This is a genomic window from Sphingomonas colocasiae (assembly GCF_019880585.1).
Lineage (GTDB): Bacteria > Pseudomonadota > Alphaproteobacteria > Sphingomonadales > Sphingomonadaceae > Sphingobium_A > Sphingobium_A colocasiae.
Window position 1 is genome coordinate 123,546 of sequence record NZ_JAINVV010000003.1, and the last position, 22,153, is coordinate 145,698.

Sequence of the window (22,153 nt, forward strand, 5' to 3'; positions counted from 1 at the left end):
CTTTCGCCGGAATGCACGACCTAAAGGCCCAAGGCCTTCTTGACGTCATCCCAGGCGACCAGCTTGAAATTCTGGGCGCCGGCGTCGTTGAAACCGTCCTGCGCGATGAACAGTCCGCCCGGATAGGCAGGGCCGAAATCCCCCGTCACCAGATCGATCCCGTCGGTTTCCTCGGTCGCGCCGACGATGCCCGCCGCGATCCGGAAGCGGCCCACATAGCTGTCATCCTCCAGGCTATAGAGCGTATAGGCGTTGTCACCCTGGCTGGAGACGATGACATAGCCGCCGCGCTCTCCGACCGGTGCGATGGCAACCCCCTCCGCATCAGCCACAAGATGCCTGCCATCGGCCGGCGCGACCTTCACCGGCGTCCTGGAACCGCCCGCGGCCGCCTCGAACCGCCACAGGCCGACATCCTCTTCGGCGACATACAGGCGGTCGCTCCGCTCATCGACCGCACAGCCTTCGGATTGGGTGCCCAGTTTCATCGTTCGTACGATCTTTCCGGAAACTCCGCCGCCGGAAATGTCGAGCGCCACCTGGTTGATCGTGCCGTCCTTCACCACCATGAAAGCGTCGAGCGCATTGCCGCGCCGCGAAAGGCATATGCCATAGGCTTCACCGTTCCCTGCCGCGACGGAGCCCAGCGTCGCCAGTTTCGCCGTGGCCGGATCGAGCCGAAACACGACCAGCCTGGCATTGGCGATATCGTTGCGATCGCTCGCCACAACGATGATGCCGGCAGCCCCCATGTCGCGCAGATCGACATTGTTCACCCGGCCCGCATCGTTGAAGTCGCGCACCTTGCCATCCAGGCCGTAGACGTAGAGCCCGGCCTTTTTATCGGTGCCGACGATCAGGCTGGCGGCCGGGTCGGCGGCATTCCGCCAGATCGCGGGATCATCCGCCGCGTCGGCATTGGCGGTGCCGACCGGAACGGTTTCGCCGCGCGCCTGAAGCGTCGCCGCCGGCGCCGCACGCGCGATACGGACCGCCACCGGTTCCTCGGCGGTTGCGCAGGCCGTGGCCAGCAGGGCCAGAGCGGGAACGAATTTACGGATCGTCATTTCATTTTCCCCGCGCGCTGCAAGCACCGCCATCCGGCCCCGTTCCACCCGCGCATGTCCTGGCCGGGCCGATCCCCTCGATATCCGTCAATGTCTTGCCGCCATCCGCCCGCCGTACAAGATCGAAGCCGTCATAAAGCCCGCCCGAAGTGGTGTAGGTGCGGAATTTCAGCCGATGAGGTTCGACATCGACCACCTGGTAAAGTTCGGTATCCTCGGCGACCCGGTCGGGCTGGCTGCGCGCGCGATCGTTCAGCGCATACATTTTCTGCCCGGTCACCGAGACCAGATAGACCGGCCCCTGCGCCCTGCCTTGGGCACGCCGCGTTCGCCCGGCATCGCGACCGTCCTCCGCGGTCAGGCGACTGTAGCAATGGTCATGGCCCTGCAGCACCAGATCCACGTCATGCCTGTCGAAAACCGGTTTCCACGCGCTTTTGAGTTCGGCCGTGTCGTCTGGGCGCGCGCAGGTGAAGATCGGCTGATGGAAGATCACGACATTCCAGTTCGCCTTACTGGTGGAGAGGGCCTTGTCCAGCCAGTCAGCCTGCGCCCTGGCCGTTCCGAAATCGATCGCGGATGTGCCGTCCATCACGATGAAGCGAACACCCTGATAATCGACATGATAGGTCGTCGCCGCGGCTGCGGGGCTGCCATTGCCGGGCAAGGCGAAGCCCGCCGTCCAGTGCGGACCCAAATGCCTGGTCTCTCCGCCATCGGCAGCGACCGCATCGACATATTCATGGTTTCCGGTGGCCGGCAGCTGCGGCACGATGCTGAAATTATAGCCGCCGGCCTGCGTCCATTCGCCCCATTCGTCATCATGGACGAGATCGTCGCGTTGCGCGACAAGATCGCCGGCATGGACGACGAGCGCCGGCGTCGCGGTGGCATGGAAGGCCTGACGGATAACGCGCGAGGCGATGGGCAGGATGCCATTCTGGGTATCGCCGAAATAGAGGAAGCGGAACGGGCGCGGGTCGCGCGCGGCGGTCCGGAATTGCAGCCATTCGCTCCATCCCGCCGATCCCCTCACCCGATAGACATAGGGCGTATCGGGCGTCAGGCCGGAAAATCGCACCTGATGATAGATCGCCCGTCCATTCTCGGTCGAGATCGGAATGCTCGTTCCCTGGACGGGCCTTGCCTTCACCGCGAGGCTGGGGCCGTCGATCGCCGGCGCGATCTCCGCCTCCGCCATCGGCTGATCGGTATCGGTGCGGAATGCGACGGCCATCTCGATCGCCGCATCCGCGCCCGTGCTCAGCACGATCCGGTCCGCCAGATTGCGTGCCGCATATGGGCGGCCCGGCGAATGCGGCACGGCGGGCTTGTCCGGTTGCGCAACCGCCGGAAAGGCGATCGCGCAGCCGGCCAGGACGGCTCCGATTCTCAATCGCATCAGAAATTCGCCGTCACGCCGAACTTCGCCGTCCAGCTATATTCCTCATATTGAAGCAGGCGGCGCGATCCGCCGAAATTCTGATAGGCGAAATAGGGTTCGTCGGTGACGTTCACCCATTCCGCGAACAGACGCACATTGTCCGTAATGCGGTATTTCGCGCTCAGGTCGAGCTGGAAATGACTGGCGACATAGCGGTCCTCATTCGCCTTGCCGCCCACCTCGTCGAGATATTTGTCGCGATAGGTGCCGGCGATGCGCAGGCTGAGCGGCCCCTTTTCGTAACCGAGCACCGCATTGAACGTGTGCTTCGACGAGGCCGGCAGCGAAACGCGGCGCGGATCGGTGATGTCGCCATCGGTGAAGACGGTGCCCTTCGCGTCGGTATAGGTATAGTTGAACTGCGCGAGCAGGCCGTCGAACGGCGACGGCAGGAAGCCGAATGCCTGACTGTAGCTGAACTCGAAACCCTTGATCTTCGCGCTTTCGCCATTGATCGACGTGGTGCCTTCGTCCAGCGTGATGCCGTTGTACACCACATCCTGGATCGTCTGATCGACGATATAGTCCTTGATATCCTTGTAGAAAAAGCCCGCGGAGATCGCGCTGTTCTTGCCGAAATAATATTCGATCGAAAGATCGGCATTCCACGCCCGATAGGGTTTCAGATCGGGATTGCCGAATTCCCCTTCATTATCCTCGATCACCGCGCGGGGCGCCAACCTGGACAGCTTGGGGCGCACGAGATTCTTGTAGCCTGCGGCACGCAGGACAAGATTGCGAACCGGCTCGTATCGCACCGTCAGGCTGGGCAGCCAGTCGGTATAGCTGCGCTTGAAGGATTGCGGCGAGACGAGAACCGCTTCCTCCTGCGTGACGTTGCCCTCGTCATCCTCCTCCTCCGGCACGATGGTGACGATGTTGCCGGTGATGCTGTTCCTGGTCCGCTCCATGCGGAGGCCACCGACGACACGCAGCGTCGCACTGTCCCAGCGACCGAGAAGATAGGCGGCCGTCACATCCTCGTCGACGCGATAGTCCGATTCCGCCGACGCCGTCGCGGTATCGATCGGATCGAGTTCGAAATCGCCGAGATTGTCCCGGAAGATCGGCCGGAAACTGGCCTTGGCGGGCACGGGATCGATCAGCGCAAGTCCGTAATCCTGCTTGCCCAGCACATCGGCGAGCGTCAGATCGCCATCATAGCCGTCATAGATGTCGAACTGGCCGTCATAGGACTTCTTGCGCCAGCGCGCCTTCGCGCCAGCCTGGACGGTGAACTCGCCGCCTTCGACCGCAAAAGCGCGCGACACATCGGCTCTGAGCGCCCATTCCCGATCCTGCGAGGCGCTGCGCGTGGTCCGTTCGACCTTGTCGAATTCGTATTTGCCGGGATTGAGGAAATCGGCCTGGCCGGTGGTGATGGCATAGCCGGTGTAATTGGCCTTGCCGTAATCGAACACGACACCAAGCTGGCCGGGATCCTCGAACTTCTGCTCGAATACCACCGGGTCGATCGAACCGCGCTCATTCTCCGTCGATTTGGCGTAGCTGGCCGAATAGGTGATCTTCCATGGGCCTGTCTCGGTTTCGCCGCCTGCCGAAAGCGAGCGAATCTTCTGCGACTCGAAGCGATCCTTCAGGTCGCGCTGAACGCTGATCTCGCCATCGTCCGAACGGAAAGTCGCGCTGCTCGCGGTGCCGCTGCTCGGCGCCTCGTCCATCTCGAAGATCAGGCGACGGCGATATTCCTGATCGTCGAACTGGCTGTAAAGGCCGCGTGCATAGAGCTTGGTCGTGTCGCCGACGCGGAAGTCGAAGCCGAGCGACGCGCTGATGCGTTCGCGCGTGACGTCATAGTCGCGATACTCCACGGTATCGGCATAGACGATGCCGTCATCCTCGCCCCAGCCGTCCATCTCCATATTGTCGGTCGCGAACTTGCGCCGATAATAGGAAAGGCCGCCCGCGACGCCGACATTCTCGCCGAGCTTGGCCGAGAAATCGACGCTGCCCTTTGGCGAGAATTCGTTGATCAGGTCGTTGTAGCTGCCCTCCGCGCTCACCTTGAACAGGTTCTTCTTGCGATCGAAGGCGCTGGTCGTGTTGATCTCGATGGAGGCGCCGATCGTGTCTGCATCCATGTCCGGGGTCAGCGATTTCTTGACCTCGATCGATTCGATCAGGTCGCTCGAGATCACGTCGAGCGCGACCGAGCGGACATCGGATTCGGGCGCCGGCAGGCGCACGCCGTTGACTGATGCGGCATTGAGCTCCGGATCGAGACCGCGAACCGATACGAAACGCCCTTCGCCCTGATCGTTGAGGATGTTCACGCCGGGCAGGCGGCGGAGTGATTCCGCGACATTCTGATCGGGAAACTGGCCGATGCCGTCGCGCGTGAGAACGCTTTCGACACCGTCCGCGGCACGCTGGCGCGACAGCGAGCTCGAGAGATTCGCCTGCTGACCGATCACCAGAATGTCGCTGCCAGCCGCTCCCATGCTGAACGAGACCGTCGCGGGCGTACCTTCGACGACGGTCACCTTCTCGGCCGCCTCGTCCGCGCCGGCATAGCGCGCGATGACCGTGTAGCTGCCCGCCGGAACGTCGGGGAAACGAAAGCTGCCATCGGCCGCCGCCTCGGTGGTTCGGCCAAGCTCGACGATCGTGATCTCCGTGCCCTGCAAGGCGCGGGTGCCGCTGGCATCGACAACGCCGCCACGCAGGGTTTCGGCATGAGCCACGCCGGCGAGCATCGTGGTCGACAGCAGGGTTGCGGCGAGCAGGCCGCCACGGCGGGCGACGGAATGGAATTTCATGGATAGACCCCTGGTTGGATTCGCGGATCGGAATCCTTTTCGGGGCCGCCGCTATCCGGCGGTGGTGACGTGCACCTTGCGCATCGAAGTCAGTTCGGTTGCGATCATATGACGGCTGCGCGTCACCCGGGCATCTTGAGCGCCAGCGCGATGAAGATCATCGTCGCGACGATCCCGATCAGCGAAAGCGACGTCCATGGCATGAAACCGACCCGATCGGGGTCGGATCGGCGCTGGCGCTTCCAGTCGGCGAAGCTCGAAAATGCGGCCAGCGCGGCGGACGCCCCCGCCATCGTCCAGAGTTGCACTTGCCAGTCCCCTTCGCCGTCGCCAATGTTCGTCGCACCCAGATAGGAGAGGAATCGAGATGCGAAAGACCCTGATGCTTTCCGCGCTGCTGATCGGCATCGGCGCCCCCGCCGCCGCCCAGCATCAAGGCCATGCCGGCCACATGATCGCTCCCTCCCCCGCGCTGACGGCTGCCGTCGCGGCGCCGACGCGGACCGATGCCAACCGCGCCCGCGATCAATATCGCCATCCGGCCGAAACCCTGGCCTTTTTCGGGGTCAAGCCGGGCGATACGGTGATCGAGGTCCAGCCCGGCGGCGGCTGGTATACCGAGATCCTGGCGCCGTATCTGAAGGCCAAGGGCTCGCTTGTCCTGGCGCAGGCCCCCGGCAAGGGCAGGGATACGCTGGCGGAGAAGCTCGGCACCGATGCGGCGACCTATGGCAAGGTGAAATGGACCGGATTGCCGGTCGACGATGTCGCGCCGGGCAGCGTCGATGCGATCCTGACCTTCCGCAACGTCCATAATTTCATCATGCGCGGCGGCACCGCCGCCGATGATATCTTCGCCAGCTTCTTCAAGTCGCTGAAGCCCGGCGGCGTCCTGGGCATCGTCGATCACCGGCTGCCCGAAAGCCGCGATTCCGCGCTGGAGAAGACCAGCGGATATCTGAAGCGCTCGACGGTTGTGGCGCTTGCGGAAAAGGCGGGCTTCAAGCTGGCGGGCGAAAGCGAGATCAACGCCAATTCCAAGGACACGGCGGACTGGGAGAAAGGCGTCTGGACGCTGCCCCCCACCTATCGCAACGGCGAAGTCGACAAGGCCAAATATGCCGCGATCGGCGAAAGCGACCGCATGACGCTGAAATTCGTGAAGCCCAAATGACGCCAAGGCCCCTCTCTTTTGAAGGAAGGGCACGGGGTGGACGAGAAGCCGGGGTTCGACACCCCGGCTTTTCTTTTGGCGCCGGCCCCTCCCCTGAAAGGAAGGGGTTCGAGATCAGATATCCGGCAGCACCTGCGCTGCCTCTCCCCATCCCTGCAGCACCGCCGAGCCGGCCCGCTTGAGCAGCGCCTTCACATCCTTGACCGAATAGAGCCCGGCGCTTTCTACGGTTTTCAGTTCCGACCAGTTCAACGGCACCGCGACCGGCGCCCCGGGGCGCGCGCGCGCCGAATACGGCAGGATCGCCGTCGCACCCCGCTGGTTGCGTAGCCAGTCGATAAAGATCAGGCCCTTGCGCTTGGCCTTGGACATGGTCGCGATGAAGCGTTCGGGTTCCGCCTGGGCCAGCGAAAGCGCGAAACGCTGTGCGAAATCCTTGACCTCTGGCCATTTCGCCTTCGGCGTCAGCGGGACCACGACGTGGATGCCCTTGCCGCCCGAAAGCATCGCGAAACTCGCCAGCCCGATCTCTTCCAGCGTGCTGCGGATATCATCGGCGGCCTTCTTCACATCGTCGAAACCCACCGCGGGATCGGGATCGAGATCGAAGATCAGCCGGTCGGGCTTTTCGATGTCGGAAACCGAAGCCCCCCAGCCATGAAATTCAATGGTCCCCATCTGGACGCAAGCGAGCAATCCAACGATCGTTTCGACATAGAGATAGGGTTCGACGCCGCCGTCCTTTTCGCGAATGTCGAGATGGCGCACCGCCTCTCCGAAACTACCGGCATCATGCTTCTGGAAAAAGCATTTCTTCGCACGCCCCTGCGGGCAGCGGACCAGGCTGATCGGCCTGCCGAGCGCCCAGGGCGCCATGGCGGGGCCGATCGCCTCGTAATAGTCGGCAAGGTCGCCCTTGGTCACCTTCGCCTCGGGAAAGATCAGGCGGTCGCGATTTGTGATCCTGACGAGGTCTTCCTCATCCAGCCTGCCCGGTTTCTCCAGCGACACCTGCCCGCCCTCCTTGTCCTCGCGCAATCCGAGAAAACTTGCGTGACGCACCACCTTGTCGGCGGTGAATTCTGCGAAGGCGACTTCGGCGACCAGTTTCGGCGTCACCCAGTGGCCGCCACGCGCGATCGCGCGCGGAATCTCGACCGCAGGGGTTTTGCGCTCGATCCGGGCAAGACGAGCCATCAGATCGTTCGAATTGTCGGCGTTGAAGCCGGTTCCGACCTTTCCGGCATAGCGGAGCTGACCATCCTCGCGCGTGCCGAGATAGAGCGATCTCAGGCTTCGCCCGCCGGCGGTGGACGGCAGCCAGCCGAGGATCACGAACTCCTGCCGCCGCGTGCACTTCACCTTGAGCCACGCCCTGGTCCGGCCGCCGCGATAGGGGGCATCGGCCTTTTTCGAGACGACGCCTTCCTGCCCCGCCCCGCACATAGCATCGAACAGGCGTTCGCCGGATCCGAGGACATGTTCGGCATAGACGATCGGAGGCCTCGCATCGGCCAGCAATGCGGCCAGCTTCTCCTTGCGCGCGATATTGGGTGTTTTCGTCAGATCCCGGCCCTGCAACGACAACAGATCGAAGGCGAAGAAGGTAAATCCCTGCCGGTCCTCGCGAAGCGCCGCCTGCAACGCCGAGAAATCGGGGTTTCCTTCCCTGTTCAGCATCACGATCTCGCCGTCGATCAGCGACGCCGGCAGATCCAGCGCCTGCGCCGCTTCGGCGATCCCCGAAAACCTGTCGGTCCAGTCCAGGCCCGTGCGCGTATGGATCCTCACCTTGCCGCCACCGATCGCCAGCAGGCAGCGATAGCCGTCATATTTCATCTCGTGGAACCAGCCATTGCCGGTAGGCGCATGATCGACGAGCGTCGCTTTCTGCACCGCACGAAAAGCGGGAAGTCTCCCCGTTCCCCTTCCCTTGTCATTCCCGCGAACGGCTCTCCCGAGCGCGGTCGAGGGGCGGGAAGCCAGGGCCACCGAACGCGATTCTGCCGCCCCCGGCGCCGCACTGGATCCCCGCGTTCGCGGGGATGACGCAGCGGCTTGCGTTGCCTTTTCCGCCTTCTTCATCGCCGCGTCGAAGGCCTTGCCGCGCTTGCCCTTCAGCGAAACGGGTTTCGCGCCGCGGGCGATCTCCGCCATCGAGCGTCCCGTCTCCACGCTCGTCAGCGCATGCGCGACCAGATCGTCACTGCCGCCGGCATGGGCATCATCCAGCTTGCGGAGCAGCCAGTTTTCCCGTTTTTCACCGGCGCGCGGCTTGAGGCGGATCAGCAGCCATTCGCCCTTCATCCGCTCGCCATCAAGCGTGAAATGCAGATGCCCCTGCTCAAGCGTCTTGCGTGGATCCTTGCCGGGTGCAGGCGTCCATGTGCCCCGATCCCACAGCATGACGGTGCCACCGCCATATTCGCCCTTGGGGATCGTTCCCTCGAAGCTGGCATAGCTGAGGGGGTGATCCTCGGTGCGGACCGCCAGCCTTTTGTCATCGGGATCGAGGCTCGGCCCGCGCGTGACCGCCCAGCTCTTCAGCACGCCGTCCAGTTCCAGCCGGAAATCCCAGTGCAGACGGGTGGCATCATGCTTCTGCACCATGAAGCCGTTTCCCCGCGCCCTTCCCTTCCTGCCCGCCGGCTCCGCCGTTTTCGCGAAGTCGCGCTTGGCGTTATAGGTGGCAAGGGGATCGGCTGCGCGCGGCATGGGACTGGGTCAGCTCAATCCACGACCGGGGCCGTCACCCCGGCGAAAGCCGGCGTCTCCGGACGAGAAAGGCGCGATCAGGTTGGGAGATCCCGGCTTTCGCCGGGGTGACGTGTAAGGCGGGCGCATCTTCACCCCGCCGCCCGCTTTCGCGCCGGCGCTTTCCTGGGCGCCGCCTTCTTCGCCGCAGGCTTTTTCGCGGGCGCCTTCGCACCCGGTCGTTCGAGCGATTTCTTGAGTGCGGCCATCAGATCGACGACATTGGATCCGCTCGGGCGCGCCTCGTCCGGCTCCGCCGTGATCTTCCGGCCCTTGGCCTTGCGCTTGCGTTCGACCAGTGCGCGCACCGCATCGGTATAATGGTCGGTGAACTTCTTCGGATCGAAGGCCGCGCTTTTCTTCTCGATCAGGGTTTCGGCAAGATCGAGCAGTTCGGGATCGGCCTTCGCATCACCGATATCGCGAAAATAGCCCTGCGCCTTGTTGACTTCCTCGGCATAGCGCAATGTTTCCAGCACCATACCGCGCCCGCACGGCTTCAGGCTGACCACATATTCGCGCCCGCGCATCGCGAGCTGACCCAGCCCCACTTTCCTGCTGCGCTTCAGCGCCTCACGCAGCACCACATAGGCTTCCTCGGCCAGATCGTCGGCCGGCACCACGAAATAGGGCTTTTCGAAATAGAGCACGTCGATCTCGCTGGCATCGACGAACTGGACAAGCTCCAGAGTCTTGCGGCTTTCGAGCTTCACCGCGTCGATCTCGTCCTGTTCGAGCAGGACATAATCGCCCTTGGCGATCTCGAACCCCTTCATGATCTCGTCGGCATCGACCGGGCCGATACCGGGCACGACCTTTTCATATTTGATGCGCTTGCCCGAAGGCTCGTGGATCTGATGGAACGCGACCGTCGCGGTCGATTTGGTCGCCGGATAGATCTCGACCGGGATCGAAACCAGCGCGAGCCGGATCTGCCCCTGCCAATATGCGCGTGCCGCCATATGAAGCTCCGTCGTTACCGGAGCAGAATGAGCGACGGTGGGTGCGGGTTCCGAACTCGCCTGCGCCCCGGCGAAGCGGCTTCACCGCCCCGCCGTCCTTCATCACGAATTCGGCCGGCTCGGGCAGCCGAACGTCGGCTATTTGCCGAGCTTCTCGATCTTGTCCTTGAGACTGGCCAGTTCGGCCTTCAGCGCGTCGATCTCATCGTCCTTGCCCGCCGCTTCGGCGGGTTTCGCGGCGCCCGGCTTGAATGCGCTGGTGGCGGCTTCGAACATCGCCATGTTGCGCTTCGCCATTTCCGCGAACGGCCCGGCGCCGAACGCGCCTTCCACGGCGCTGCGGAACTGTTCCTGATTGCGGCGGAACGCCTCCATCGAGGCTTCGAGATAGCCCGGCACCACCGCCTGCATCGAATCGCCGTACATCGAGATGAGCTGGCGGAGGAAGTTGACGGGCAGCATCGCCTGGCCGCGCTGTTCCTCTTCCATGATGATCTGGGTGAGGACGCTGTGCGTGATATCCTCTTCGGTCTTGGCGTCCAGAACCTTGAACTCGCGATTCTCGCGAACCATCGCCGCCAGATGCTCAAGCGTGATATAGCTCGACGTGTCGGTATTATAGAGCCGACGATTGGCGTATTTCTTGATGATGACGATGCCGTCGGCGGCTGCGTTCTTCTTCATGGTCTGGAGCATCCCCCGCAAGACAATGGCTCACCCTGCACCATTTGATGCCGCACCGCAACACGGGCCACGCCCCTTGCCGCTGTTCCTGGAGTTGCTGCGCAGCGAAACCGCAGCATCGCCCGATCGCGCTGCGGCGGCGATCAAGGGCCTGAAGGCGTATCAACATGCGCCCCGTGCCGATCGCGGGCCGCCCATGCCCGTCGCCGCGCGGATCGGCCGCGCCTGCCTGCGCGATTATGGCGGCACCGGCCGCCCCGTCGTCTTCGTCCCCTCGCTGATCAATCCGCCTTTCGTGCTCGATCTCTCGCCGGACAATTCGCTGCTGCGCTGGATCGCCGGTCAGGGGATCAGGCCGCTGTTGCTCGACTGGGGCGCTCCCTTGCCCGAGGAAAGCGGGATGGGGATCGCCGGCCATGTCGAAACGCTATTGCTGCCGCTTCTCGACGCGCTTGGCGAAAATGCGGCGCTGGTCGGCTATTGCCTGGGCGGCACCATGGCGGTGGCGGCAGCGGCGCTGCGGCCGGTCACAGGCCTCGCGCTGATCGCCGCGCCCTGGCATTTTTCCGGTTTCCCACAGGGCGCACGCAATGACATGACGTCACTCTGGGAAAGCGCAAAACCGACGTGCGAGACGCTCGGCTACCTGCCGATGGAGATCCTGCAGACCGCCTTCTGGAAACTCGATCCGGGCCGTACCATCGGCAAATACGAGCGCTTCGCTCTGCTCGATCCGGAGTCGGCGGAAGCACGCGCCTTTGTTGCGCTGGAGGATTGGGCCAATGCTGGCGCGCCGCTGACATATGAAGCCGGGCGCGAGGCGTTCGAGGATCTGTTCGCGGCCGACCTTCCCGGCGCCGGCCGCTGGCAAGTGACCGGCAAGACGATCGATCCGGCCCGCCTCTCCTGCCCGTTGCTCGATCTGGTTTCACTCAGCGACCGCATCGTCCCCGCCGCGTCCTCGACCGGACTCGACACGCGAATCGAATTGAGCGCCGGCCATGTCGGCATGGTCGTCGGCAGCCGCGCCAGAGCCCAGCTTTGGGAGCCGCTCGCCGCCTGGCTTTCGCACTTGCACAATCGTTGATAGATTGCCGGAAACCTCTTCCACCGGAGATTTCCAATGACCGATATCGTGATCACCGCGGCCAAGCGCACGCCCGTGGGCAGCTTTCTGGGCGCATTCGGATCGGTGCCGGCGCATGAACTGGGCCGGATCGCGATCGAGGCCGCTCTGGCGCAGGCCGGCGTCGACGCCGCCGACGTCTCCGAAGTCATCATGGGTCAGGTGCTGACCGCCGCGCAGGGCCAGAACCCGGCACGTCAGGCATCGATGGCGGCAGGTATCCCCAAGGAAGTGCCCGCCTGGGGCGTCAATCAGGTCTGCGGATCGGGGCTGCGCGCGGTCGCGCTCGGCGTACAGGCGATCGCCAATGGCGATGCGAGCATCGTCGTAGCGGGCGGACAGGAAAGCATGTCGCTTTCCAACCATGCCCAGGCGCTGCGCGCGGGGCAGAAGATGGGCGCGGTGTCGCTGGTCGATACCATGATCACCGACGGGCTGACCGACGCCTTCAACAATTATCATATGGGCATCACCGCCGAGAATGTCGCCGAGCAATGCCAGGTGACGCGCGAGCAGCAGGATGCGTTCGCCGTCCGCTCGCAGACGCTCGCGTCGGCGGCGCGCGCCGCCGGCCGCTTCGCCGACGAGATCGCGCCGGTGACGGTCAAGGGCCGCAAGGGCGACACCGTCGTCGATCGCGACGAGTATATTCGCGACGGCGCGACGATCGAAGCAATGGCTGGCCTCAAGCCCGCTTTCAAGAAGGATGGTTCGGTGACCGCCGCCAATGCCAGCGGGATCAATGACGGTGCTGCGGCGATCGTGCTCATGACGCGCGAGGAAGCCGAGAAGCGCGGCGCCAGGGTGCTGGCGCGGATCGCAAGCTGGGCGTCTGCCGGCGTCGATCCGGCGGTGATGGGCCTGGGCCCGGTGCCCGCGACCAGGAGGGCGCTGGAAAAGGCGGGCTGGAGCGTCGGCGACCTCGACCTGATCGAGGCCAATGAAGCCTTCGCCGCCCAGGCGCTGGCGGTGGGCAAGGAACTGGGGCTCGATCCCGAGAAGGTGAACGTCAATGGCGGCGCGATCGCGATCGGCCATCCGATCGGTGCCTCCGGTGCGCGCGTGTTGACGACGCTGCTCTACGAGATGGAACGCCGCGACGCGAAGAAGGGCCTGGCGACCCTGTGCATCGGTGGCGGCATGGGCATCGCCATGTGCGTCGAACGCTGAACCGGATTGGTGGGCGTGCGGAGCGCGCGCCCACCAATCACGATGACGCATCAATCCGGTGTTTAGGTCCTAGGACCAGACCCGCGCATAACGCTGGCCCAGCCCGGTCAGCAGTTCATATTGCGAAAGCCCCGAACGCATCGCGGCATCGGGCAGGTCGTAGCCGATCTCCACCCAGTCGCCTTCGTGCAGGTCCGAACAGGTGTCGATGCAGATCGCGGTCAGATCCATCGAGACGCGGCCGATCACCGGCAATTCATGCCCGCCCGCCAGCGCATAGCCTGTGCCGGAGAAACAGCGCAGATAGCCATCCGCATAGCCCAGGTTGAGGATCGCCAGTTCCATCGCGCGCGTCGCCCGGAAGGTACCGTTATATCCCACCATATCGCCCGCGGCGACGCGGCGGCGCTGCAGGATCTGGGTTTCGATCGCCACGACCTGACGGATATCGCCTGCCGCCTCCATGCGCGGAACGCCGCCATAAAGCGCGATGCCGGGCCGCGTCAGATCGAGGGCATAGCTATCGCCCAGGCAGATACCCGCGCTGTTGGCGACGCTCAGACGCCGGGCGCTGGTCTTGCCACGCAGATCGGTCAGGGCGTCGCGCTGGAGCCCGTTCACCGGCAGATCCTCGTCCGCGCTGGCGAGATGCGTCATCAGCGTCTCGATCTCCAGCCCGTCGAGCAACCCGCTCGCCACATCGGCCACCGACACGCCCAGGCGGTTCATGCCCGTATCGACCATAACGTCGCATGCGCCGCCGCCCGCCTCGCGCCAGCGGCGGACCTGCTCGGGCGTGTTGAGCACCGGCCGTGCGCGTGATCCGACGGCAAAGGCCATGTCGTCGGCACGCACACCGTGCAGAACCGAGAGCGCCGCGCCATCGATCACCGGCAGGAGCGCCTGCGCCTCCGCCCAGGTTGCGACGAAGAAGTCGCGGCACCCGGCATCGGCAAGCCTTATGGCCACTTCGCGCGCGCCCAGCCCGTACCCATTGGCCTTCAATGCCGCGCCGCACGCGGCCGAACCGCTGCGCGCGTCCAGCCAGCGCCAATTGCCGACCAGTGCATCGCCATCCAGGCGGATGCGCAATGGAGCGGAAATCTCGATCGTCGGCACGGACATCAGTCGTCCCGCCCTGCAGTGTCGAGGTTCAAGCGTGTCGTCTCCGGCAACCAGAATATCGCGACGACGAGCGCCACCAGCGTCACCGAAAAGGTGTACCAGAGCCCGGAATAGGGATCGCCCGTCCGTGCCACGATATACTGGCTGATCACCGGCAGGAAACCGCCGAAATATCCAGTTCCGATGTGATAGGGGATTGACATCGAACTGTAGCGGATCCGCGCGGGGAAAAACTCCGCCATGCATGCCGCCATCGGGCCGAACGTCAGGCCAGACAATGCCGACAGCACGAGAATTCCAAGCACCATCAATGCCATATTGCCGTGCGACGGCCGTACCTTGTCGAAACTGTAGCCGGCGGCGTTCAACGCCGCGTCGAGCCCCGCAGGGCTCGTATCGGCGACCGCCACGCCGCCGATGCTGACGCCGACTATGCTCGCATCGACCGTCGAATAATGCACGCCCTTGCGCGAGAGATGGTCGAGCAGCTTGCCGCATTCGTCGGCCTGCGCCTTCGCGAAGGGATCATAGGCGCAATCCCGGCCCGCGACGACGACCGGCGCGGCACGCGACGCCTGCGCCATTTGCGGATTGGCGGCGCCGCCGATCAGTTTGAACAGCGGAAAGAGCAGCAGCAACGTCAGGACGTAACCGATGATGATCGGCTTTTTGCGGCCGATCCTGTCCGACAGCCAGCCGAACAATATGAACCAGAACAGCCCCGACATCGCGCCGATGCCGACGATGATCTGCGCGGTGCGATCATCGACCTTCATCGCATTCTGGACGAAATAGAGCACCTGGAACAGCGCGGTGTACCAGATGACGGTGACGCCCGCGGCAAGGCCGAACAGCGCGACCAGGATCCGCTTCATATTGCCCGGATGGGTGAAGCTTTCCTTCAGCGGATTGCTCGAAACCTGCCCGGCCGCCTTCATTGCCTGGAAAACCGGGCTTTCCGAAAGCTTGAGCCGCATCCACAGCGAAATGCCGAGCAGCAGCAGCGAAACGATGAAGGGAATCCGCCAGCCCCACGCTTCCCAGTTCTCGGGGCCGACCACGGCCTGGGTACCGAGCACCACCGCCAGGCTGAGCGCGAACCCGCCGGAAACGCTCGCCTGAATAAAACTTGTGAAGAAGCCGCGTTTGCCGTTCGGCGCATGTTCGGCGACATAGATCGCGGCGCCGCCATATTCCCCGCCCAGCGCCAGCCCCTGCAGAATGCGCAGCGCGAGCAGGATCACGGGCGCCCCCAGGCCGATGCTGGCGGCCGACGGCACGAATCCGATCGCGGCCGTGGCCAGCCCCATCATCGTGATGGTGACGAGGAACGTGTATTTTCGGCCCAGCCGGTCGCCCAGATAGCCGAAGAGAATGGCGCCCAGCGGCCGGAAGCCGAAACCGATGGCGAAGCCGAGCAGCGACAGGATCAGTTCGATCGTCGGGTTGCCGGTGGGAAAGAAGGTGCGGCCGATGATGGCGGCAAGCGTGCCGTAGATGAAGAAATCATACCATTCGAACACGGTGCCGAGCGTGGAGGCGGCGATGACCAGCCGAATCTCCTTGCGCGTCGGTTCCCGCACGCCTTCAACCGCGATGCTTGCCATTCCGCCCCCATTTGCCGCCGGAATGCGCCGGACGCCCCCGACGCACTCCGACCCGGTCCCTTACTGGCCCCCGTCGCCCGTGCCTTTCGCCACGTCAGCCTTGGTCAGCGTCGGCCACTTTATGCCAAGCTGCTCAAGATAGGTACCGTAACGTTCGGGCTGATAATAATATTTGCTGAGCTCGGGCTTGAAGCGCGCCATGATGTCGGCGTTGAGTTCGAGTGCCGGCTTGTCGGTCGCGCTGATCATCGACACATATTTCTGGTTCTTGGTCTGGACGTCGGTGAAATAGGCCTTGGACGCCTTGAGCAGTTCCGGCTTCGTCAGCAGGTCGATCATCGTCATCGCCATCACCTTCGCGCCGGCGACCACGCCCTTGTGCGCGATCGGCGTCGCCATCGCGATCGCGTTGGACCAGTTGTGCCCCGGAAGGCCGGGGATGTTCGACGGATAGCCGATCGTGATCGTCGGCACCGTCCAGGCGACATCGCCGATATCGTCCGATCCGCCGCTCGGCGGATTCTCGACGGGCGGTTTCAGGTCCTCGATCTTCGTCGCCAGCCCCTCGACCTTCTCCGCCTTGAGATTGGTCTGAACCGCCTTGGCGAACGCCTGATCGTCGGCGCTCCATTGCGGCAGACCCACCATCCTGATGTTCGCATAGGCGGCCTCGGCCATCGGCTTGTTGAAATGGCGCGGCGCGGCGGTGCCCAGGATCCGCCGTGTGACCGTGGTGTCGGTCATCTTCGCGGCGGCATCCGCGATGGTGTTGCCGATCTCGAAATTCTTCTTGATGCCGTCGAAGCCGATCTCGCGGAAATAGAACCAGATCGAGGCGCGTTGCGGCACGACATTGGGCTGGTCGCCGCCATCGGTGATCACATAGTGCGAGCGCTGCTCGGGACGGAGATGCTCGCGGCGGAAATCCCAGCCCGTGCCCATCAGCATGACGCCGTCGAGCGCGGACTTGCCGCGCCAGGGCGCCCCGGCGGAGTGGGCGCTTTCGCCCGAAAAAGTATATTCGACCGAGACCAGCCCGGTGCCGCCGGGCTGCCCATAAGCGGTGCCGAGATTGTTGCTGACATGGGTGAAGAGCACGGCATCGACATCCTTGAACACGCCGTCGCGCACGAAATAGGCCTTGCCGGCCAGAAGTTCCTCCGCAACGCCCGGCCAGAGCACCAGCGTTCCAGCGATATTCTCCTTCTGCATCAACTCCTTGACTGCGAGAGCCGCGACGATGTTGACGGCCTGGCCGCTATTGTGGCCCTCGCCATGGCCGGGGCCGCCGGGCACCATCGGATCATGCCAGGGGATGCCGGGCTTCTGCGAGGCCTTGGGAATGCCGTCGATATCGCTGCCGACCGCGATCACCGGGCCGCCGCTGCCATGCGTCCAGCGCGCGACCCAGCCGGTGGGCAGGCCGGAAACGCCCCGTTCGACGGTGAAGCCCTCCTTTTCGAGCAGTTCGGTCAGATAGCGGCTGGTTTCGGTTTCATGCAGGCCGAGTTCGGCGAAGCTGAAAACCGAGTCATTGACCACCTGCGCCAGCTTGGCGCGCGCCTCGACGCCCGAGATCGCCCGCGCCTTGAGCCCGCTTGGCTTCGACTGGGCGGACGCGGCAGCCGGCAACCCCGCCGCACAGGCAATTGCGATCAATCCGTGAATCAGTCGAGCGCCACGCATAATTCCCCCTCATTTTTCAAAATCGGAAAGATGCATTGCTATGCCGCAATCGCGGGAGCCGCAATGGGCACGTGCCCAACTTTAGAGTCCGTATGGAAATGTGCGGAAGAGCACATTTCCAGCACCGCACCAGCCCGCTCCCCCACCCGGCCTCCCAACGGCAGTATCTTCTGGGAGGCCGGGTGGGGGAGCGGGCTGGTGCGGCAATGCGCCAAAGGCGCATTTCAAAACAGACTGTTACGCTGATGGCGTGGAGAGTTTCATCACGACAAGGCCGGTGACGATCAGTACCGCCGCGAAAATGCGGCCGGCGCCGGCCTGTTCGCCGAGCAGCACGATTCCGAGCACGAACGCGCCGAGCGCACCGATCCCGGTCCAGACGGTATAGGCGGTACCCAGCGGCAGCGTGCGCATCGCCATCGACAACAGCCCGAAACTGGCGATCATCGCGACGATGGTGACGGCGGTGGGCCCGGGGCGGCTGAAACCCTCGGAGAGCTTCATCGAATAAGCCCAGACGATCTCGAGCAAACCCGCAAGCAATAGAATAAACCAGGCCATGGCGGCCCTCCTTTCAAAGGGCCGGGCCGTCCCGGTCGTTGCTGCCCATGATGGGAGGGGTCGTGGCCCCGTTCCCTGCAAATAGGTGCCGACCACGCCATGGGCAAGTGTCGCAGCTTGTTGCGAATGGTTCGCGACCCCACTAACGATGGCGCACGGTCGCTTATCGAGGACTCGCGAACATCCGCACCGACGATCCCGATCCCGATGCTCCGCCAGCACAAAAGCTGCGGCTGATATGGCTCGCGCTCGGCTTTTTCTGCGTCGGGCTCGGCATCATCGGCGCCTTGCTGCCGCTGATGCCGACAACAATCTTCCTGATCCTCGCCGCTTCATGCTTCGCGCGATCCTCACCGCGTTTCGAAGCCTGGCTGCTCGATCATCCGCGCTTCGGCCCGTCGCTTCGCGCATGGCGCGCGGAAGGCGCGATACCGCTGCGGGGCAAGGTCGCGGCCTGCGCCGGGATCACCATCGGCTATGCGATCTTCTATTGGAGTTCACGACCTTCGGCCTGGCTGGCGGTGTCCGTCGCGGCGATTCTCGCGGGCTGCGCCGCCTATATCCTCAGCCGCCCCCTTCCCCGCCCCGCTCGCGATCAGATCACGTAATCGCCTGGCCCATCGCGCGCGAGGCGCGCCGCGGCATTCGCCTCCGCCTTGCGGAACAGCGCATCGAGATCCTCGCGGCTGACGTCGAAAGTCTCGCCCAGTTCCTCCAGTGCCAGATCGATATCCTCGATCGACAGGCCCGGGGCGATGCTCACTGGAGCAGGCGCTGGCACGACCGGGACCGGCCGATGCGGATAGCTGTGCCCCGAAAAACGGTGGAACAGCCAGCCCAATCCGACCAGCAGCACCGAGTTGAGCCCGACCGGCATCAGCGCGAAGCCGTAGCCGGCCGCGGCGACCGCCGGACCGCCGATCACCGCGGTCAGCGCGGCGGCGCCCCCGGGAGGATGCAGGCAGCGCAGCAGCGACATCGCCAGGATCGCGAGCGAAACCGCAAGGCCGGCTGCGATCACCCGATCCGGGACCAGCGATGCGACAGCGATGCCGACCAGTGCGGACACGACATTGCCGCCGACGACCGACCAGGGCTGCGCGAGCGGGCTTGCCGGCACCGCGAAGAGCAGCACCGCCGACGCGCCGATCGGCGCGACCAGAAGCGGCAGGGCCTGATCGCCCGCGCCGAGCCAGGTACAGACCAGCCCCGTCAAGCCGATGCCCATCAGCGCGCCGGCGCAGGCGAGCAGCCGGTCGTTGAAATTGCCGCCCGCGAGCAGCGGCCTGAAGAATCTGAACGGCATGGAAAGGGTCACATCGGAATGGCGGCGGCGGAATCAGGGCGCGTCCATGCCCAAACCGCATGATCATCGCCAGCGAAGAAAGCCTCGCCGGCGACAAGCGGAGATATCAGCGGCCGGCATCCTCCGGTATCGCCGCGATGGCCAGGATCTCGATCGCTTCGGTCTTGCCGCCGAAATCGACCTGCTCGCCCTCGAAGCCGCCGATCAGCGCGCGCGCGAGCGGCGCCGAAAAGGAAATGCGGCCGGCAGCGGGCTCCGCCTCGTCGTCGCCGACGATATCGAGCACGCGCTCCGTGCCGTTCAGGCGGAAGGTCACGCGCGTGCCGAAAGCGACCTCGTCGAGCGTCGGCACCGGCGCCAACTCCGCCGTGGCGAGCCGGGTATGCCAATAGCGCAGATCTCGCCGGATCGATTCGCGGCGCGCCTCGTCGGTTTCGCCCGCCACTTCGGCTTCCAGCGCCTCGACCTTCGCGCGCGTCAACGCCAGGCCGCGCGCGGTGACCAGATTGGGACCGGCCGGTATCGGCAGTTCGAACCGCGGTTCCTTATGCTCCTCGTCGCTTTCCCGACGAAATGCGACGCTCATCGCCTTCTCCCTTCGCTGCGAAGCCGGGGCTTCTGGCGCTTGCCGCCGCGATAGTCCAGCATGCGAACCATGCATCGATCGCGTGAAATCGTGTCTACCGTTGCCCCAACTGCATAGCTTCCCTAGCATACCGCCATGCCGGAAGTTCGAAGCTCATGAATCTGCGCCATATCGAGATATTCCATGCCGTTTACGTGAACGGTTCGGTCAGCGCGGCCGCGCGTGCGCTCAACGTCTCGCAGCCCTCGGTTTCCAAGATGCTGCGCCACGCGGAATCGCTGCTCGGTTTTCCGCTGTTCGAACGCACCAATGGCCGGCTGGTCCCGACCGACGACGCACATACTCTGTTCAGTGAAGTCAGCGAGATCCAGGACCGCGTCTATGCCTTGCGCGAAGCAGGCCGCAACCTGCGACGTGGATCAAGCGGCGTGCTGCGCGTCTCCGCCCTGCCCTCGCTGGCGCTGGACGCTTTGCCGACGGCGGTTTCCCGCTTTCTCAAGACGCATGAGAATGTCCGCTTCGACCTGCAGACCGTCCATCACGACGATCTGCTGCGCAAACTCTACGAACGCGAGACCGATATCGCCATCGCCTATGAAGTGCCGCCGGCCGCACCGATCGGCCAGCGCTGGCTCGGCGAAGGCGAACTGGTCGTGCTCTATCGCGAGCAGGACATGCCCAATGCGCCGCCGCGCATCGAACTGGAGCGACTGCGCGGCCAGCGCTTCGTCAGCCTGGCGGCGAGCGGCCCGATCGGCCAGCTTTTCGGTCAGGAACTCCAGCGCCTGGACCTGGAACTCGATGAGGTGGTTTCGGCGCGCACCTTCTATATCGCGACCTCGCTGGTGCGTCAGGGCGTCGGCATGGCGGTGGTCGACAGCTTCACCGCCCAGGCTTCGCTTGCGCCGGGGCTTTCGGTCCGGCCATTGAAGCCGCAACTGACCTTCGACGTCCATGCGATGTTCCTGCTCAACCGGCCGCCGACGGCGCTCGCCACCGAGTTCCTCAAGACGCTCGCACGGGTCATCGACACACCATAACGAGAGGCTATGGCCGGTATTGCACTCGCTATGCGCGTAACGACGCGGCCGGCGATACGCTGATCGTCATGATACCAGCACCCTATCTCCTCTATCTTGGCCGCAGCAACGACGCGGTCGGCATCAAGACCTCGCGCGGCCTGGCCGAGTTCCGCCCCGACGATTGCGTCGGCGAATTCCGCCATGACGACGGCCCGCTCACGCTTGGCCTGCCGCGATTGACCATGGCCGAGGGTGCGGCCGCCGGCGCGAAGACGCTGGTGCTCGGCATCGCCAATTCGGGCGGCAAGATGGGCGCGGACCTGATCGCCGACGCCGTCGCCGCGCTCGAAGCCGGCATGAACGTCGCCGCCGGCCTCCATCAAAGGCTGCGCGACGTGCCCGAGATCGCCAGCCTCGCGGAGGAGCGCGGCCTTTCGCTGTTCGACGTGCGCGATCCGCCGGCGAACCTGCCGGTGGGCAACGGCAATCCGCGTGCCGGCCATCGCCTGCTGACCGTGGGCACCGACTGTTCGGTCGGCAAGATGTACACCACGATCGCACTCACCCGCGCGATCCAAGCGCGCGGCATTCCCGCCGATTTCCGGGCGACCGGCCAGACCGGTATCCTGATCGCGGGCGATGGCGTTCCCGTCGATGCCGTGGTCGCCGATTTCATCTCCGGTGCCATCGAGCAACTGGCACCTGCCCGCAACGACAATGGCTGGGATGTGATCGAGGGCCAGGGATCGCTGTTTCACCCCTCCTTCGCGGGCGTGTCGACGGGCTTGCTGCACGGTGCCCAGGCCGAAGCTCTGGTGATGTGCCATGATCCGATGCGCGAGCATATGCGCGGCATTCCCGGCCGTGCGCTGCCCGATCTCGCCGAATGCCTGGAGCATAATCTGCGCGTCGCGCGGCTCACCAGCCCCGATGTCCGCGCGGTCGGAATCTGCCTCAACACCTCCGCGATGGATCGTGACGACGCGCGCAAGCTGTGCGACACCATCGCCGAACAGCTCGGCCTGCCCTGCACCGATCCGATCGCCTTCGGCACCGATACGATCGTCGACGCATTGCTGGCGGGCTGACCGGCAGGTCG

At 64.5% G+C, this 22,153-nt stretch carries 19 protein-coding genes; 6 read left to right on the plus strand and 13 right to left on the minus strand.

Annotated elements, in window-relative coordinates; translation table 11 throughout:
• Positions 1 to 20: 20 nt before the first annotated feature.
• From K7G82_RS04320 to K7G82_RS04335, 4 genes are all read right to left on the minus strand, one after another.
• Positions 21 to 1,067, minus strand: a complete 1,047-nt coding sequence (locus tag K7G82_RS04320; RefSeq protein ID WP_222988617.1) for a phytase — start codon at positions 1,065 to 1,067, stop codon at positions 21 to 23.
• 1 nt (position 1,068) lies between these two features.
• Positions 1,069 to 2,469, minus strand: a complete 1,401-nt coding sequence (locus tag K7G82_RS04325; RefSeq protein WP_222988618.1) for a purple acid phosphatase family protein — start codon at positions 2,467 to 2,469, stop codon at positions 1,069 to 1,071.
• Positions 2,469 to 5,291 (minus strand): TonB-dependent receptor, encoded by a 2,823-nt coding sequence (locus tag K7G82_RS04330; protein ID WP_222988619.1) that lies wholly within the window; start codon positions 5,289 to 5,291, stop codon positions 2,469 to 2,471. Before K7G82_RS04330 ends, K7G82_RS04325 begins: the two co-directional genes overlap by 1 nt.
• 122 nt (positions 5,292 to 5,413) lie before the next feature.
• A complete protein-coding gene (locus K7G82_RS04335) occupies positions 5,414 to 5,599 on the minus strand; it encodes a hypothetical protein (RefSeq protein WP_222988620.1) in 186 nt (61 codons plus the stop codon).
• A 59-nt stretch (positions 5,600 to 5,658) separates the two neighbouring features.
• Between K7G82_RS04335 and K7G82_RS04340 the strand changes: the two genes are divergently transcribed.
• Positions 5,659 to 6,465, plus strand: a complete 807-nt coding sequence (locus K7G82_RS04340) for a class I SAM-dependent methyltransferase (RefSeq protein WP_222988621.1) — start codon at positions 5,659 to 5,661, stop codon at positions 6,463 to 6,465.
• Positions 6,466 to 6,579: 114 nt separating this feature from the next.
• On the opposite strand, the gene ligD is transcribed toward K7G82_RS04340, so the two are convergent.
• The 3 genes from ligD to phaR form a co-directional block, all read right to left on the minus strand.
• Positions 6,580 to 9,180, minus strand: a complete 2,601-nt coding sequence (ligD, locus tag K7G82_RS04345) for a DNA ligase D (RefSeq protein ID WP_222988622.1) — start codon at positions 9,178 to 9,180, stop codon at positions 6,580 to 6,582.
• A 131-nt stretch (positions 9,181 to 9,311) separates the two neighbouring features.
• On the minus strand, positions 9,312 to 10,181 hold the full coding sequence (gene ku / locus K7G82_RS04350) for a non-homologous end joining protein Ku (protein ID WP_222988623.1): 870 nt from the start codon (positions 10,179 to 10,181) through the stop codon (positions 9,312 to 9,314).
• Positions 10,182 to 10,319: 138 nt separating this feature from the next.
• On the minus strand, positions 10,320 to 10,865 hold the full coding sequence (phaR, locus tag K7G82_RS04355; RefSeq protein WP_222988624.1) for a polyhydroxyalkanoate synthesis repressor PhaR: 546 nt from the start codon (positions 10,863 to 10,865) through the stop codon (positions 10,320 to 10,322).
• Positions 10,866 to 10,890: 25 nt separating this feature from the next.
• Here phaR and K7G82_RS04360 point away from each other — a divergent pair, with 25 nt between their 5' ends.
• Positions 10,891 to 11,952 carry an alpha/beta hydrolase gene (locus K7G82_RS04360; protein ID WP_222988625.1) on the plus strand — a complete coding sequence of 354 codons (1,062 nt, stop codon included), beginning with the start codon at positions 10,891 to 10,893 and terminating at the stop codon, positions 11,950 to 11,952.
• 36 nt (positions 11,953 to 11,988) lie between these two features.
• Positions 11,989 to 13,161, plus strand: a complete 1,173-nt coding sequence (locus K7G82_RS04365; protein WP_222988626.1) for an acetyl-CoA C-acetyltransferase — start codon at positions 11,989 to 11,991, stop codon at positions 13,159 to 13,161.
• A 69-nt stretch (positions 13,162 to 13,230) separates the two neighbouring features.
• On the opposite strand, the gene K7G82_RS04370 is transcribed toward K7G82_RS04365, so the two are convergent.
• From K7G82_RS04370 to K7G82_RS04385, 4 genes are all read right to left on the minus strand, one after another.
• A complete protein-coding gene (locus tag K7G82_RS04370) occupies positions 13,231 to 14,286 on the minus strand; it encodes an alanine racemase (protein ID WP_222988627.1) in 1,056 nt (351 codons plus the stop codon).
• Entirely contained in the window at positions 14,286 to 15,893 is a 1,608-nt protein-coding gene (locus K7G82_RS04375) for an MFS transporter (RefSeq protein WP_222988628.1), read from the minus strand. The genes K7G82_RS04370 and K7G82_RS04375 overlap by 1 nt, the downstream gene beginning before the upstream one ends.
• Positions 15,894 to 15,953: 60 nt before the next feature.
• The gene (locus K7G82_RS04380) at positions 15,954 to 17,579 is read right to left on the minus strand and encodes an amidohydrolase (protein WP_222988629.1); all 1,626 of its coding nucleotides are present in this window, start codon (positions 17,577 to 17,579) and stop codon (positions 15,954 to 15,956) included.
• Positions 17,580 to 17,816: 237 nt separating this feature from the next.
• Positions 17,817 to 18,140, minus strand: coding sequence for a DMT family transporter (locus K7G82_RS04385; protein WP_222988630.1), 324 nt, complete (start codon positions 18,138 to 18,140; stop codon positions 17,817 to 17,819).
• 236 nt (positions 18,141 to 18,376) lie between these two features.
• Here K7G82_RS04385 and K7G82_RS04390 point away from each other — a divergent pair, with 236 nt between their 5' ends.
• Positions 18,377 to 18,748, plus strand: a complete 372-nt coding sequence (locus tag K7G82_RS04390; RefSeq protein WP_343228537.1) for a YbaN family protein — start codon at positions 18,377 to 18,379, stop codon at positions 18,746 to 18,748.
• On the opposite strand, the gene K7G82_RS04395 is transcribed toward K7G82_RS04390, so the two are convergent.
• On the minus strand, positions 18,736 to 19,446 hold the full coding sequence (locus tag K7G82_RS04395) for an HPP family protein (RefSeq protein ID WP_222988631.1): 711 nt from the start codon (positions 19,444 to 19,446) through the stop codon (positions 18,736 to 18,738). The genes K7G82_RS04390 and K7G82_RS04395 overlap by 13 nt on opposite strands.
• Positions 19,447 to 19,552: 106 nt before the next feature.
• Positions 19,553 to 20,032, minus strand: coding sequence for a GreA/GreB family elongation factor (locus K7G82_RS04400; protein ID WP_222988632.1), 480 nt, complete (start codon positions 20,030 to 20,032; stop codon positions 19,553 to 19,555).
• A 155-nt stretch (positions 20,033 to 20,187) separates the two neighbouring features.
• Between K7G82_RS04400 and K7G82_RS04405 the strand changes: the two genes are divergently transcribed.
• Together K7G82_RS04405 and dgcN are read left to right on the plus strand one after the other, a co-directional pair.
• Positions 20,188 to 21,072 (plus strand): LysR family transcriptional regulator, encoded by an 885-nt coding sequence (locus K7G82_RS04405; RefSeq protein ID WP_222988633.1) that lies wholly within the window; start codon positions 20,188 to 20,190, stop codon positions 21,070 to 21,072.
• 68 nt (positions 21,073 to 21,140) lie between these two features.
• The gene (dgcN, locus tag K7G82_RS04410; protein ID WP_222988634.1) at positions 21,141 to 22,142 is read left to right on the plus strand and encodes an N-acetyltransferase DgcN; all 1,002 of its coding nucleotides are present in this window, start codon (positions 21,141 to 21,143) and stop codon (positions 22,140 to 22,142) included.
• Positions 22,143 to 22,153 lie beyond the last annotated feature (11 nt).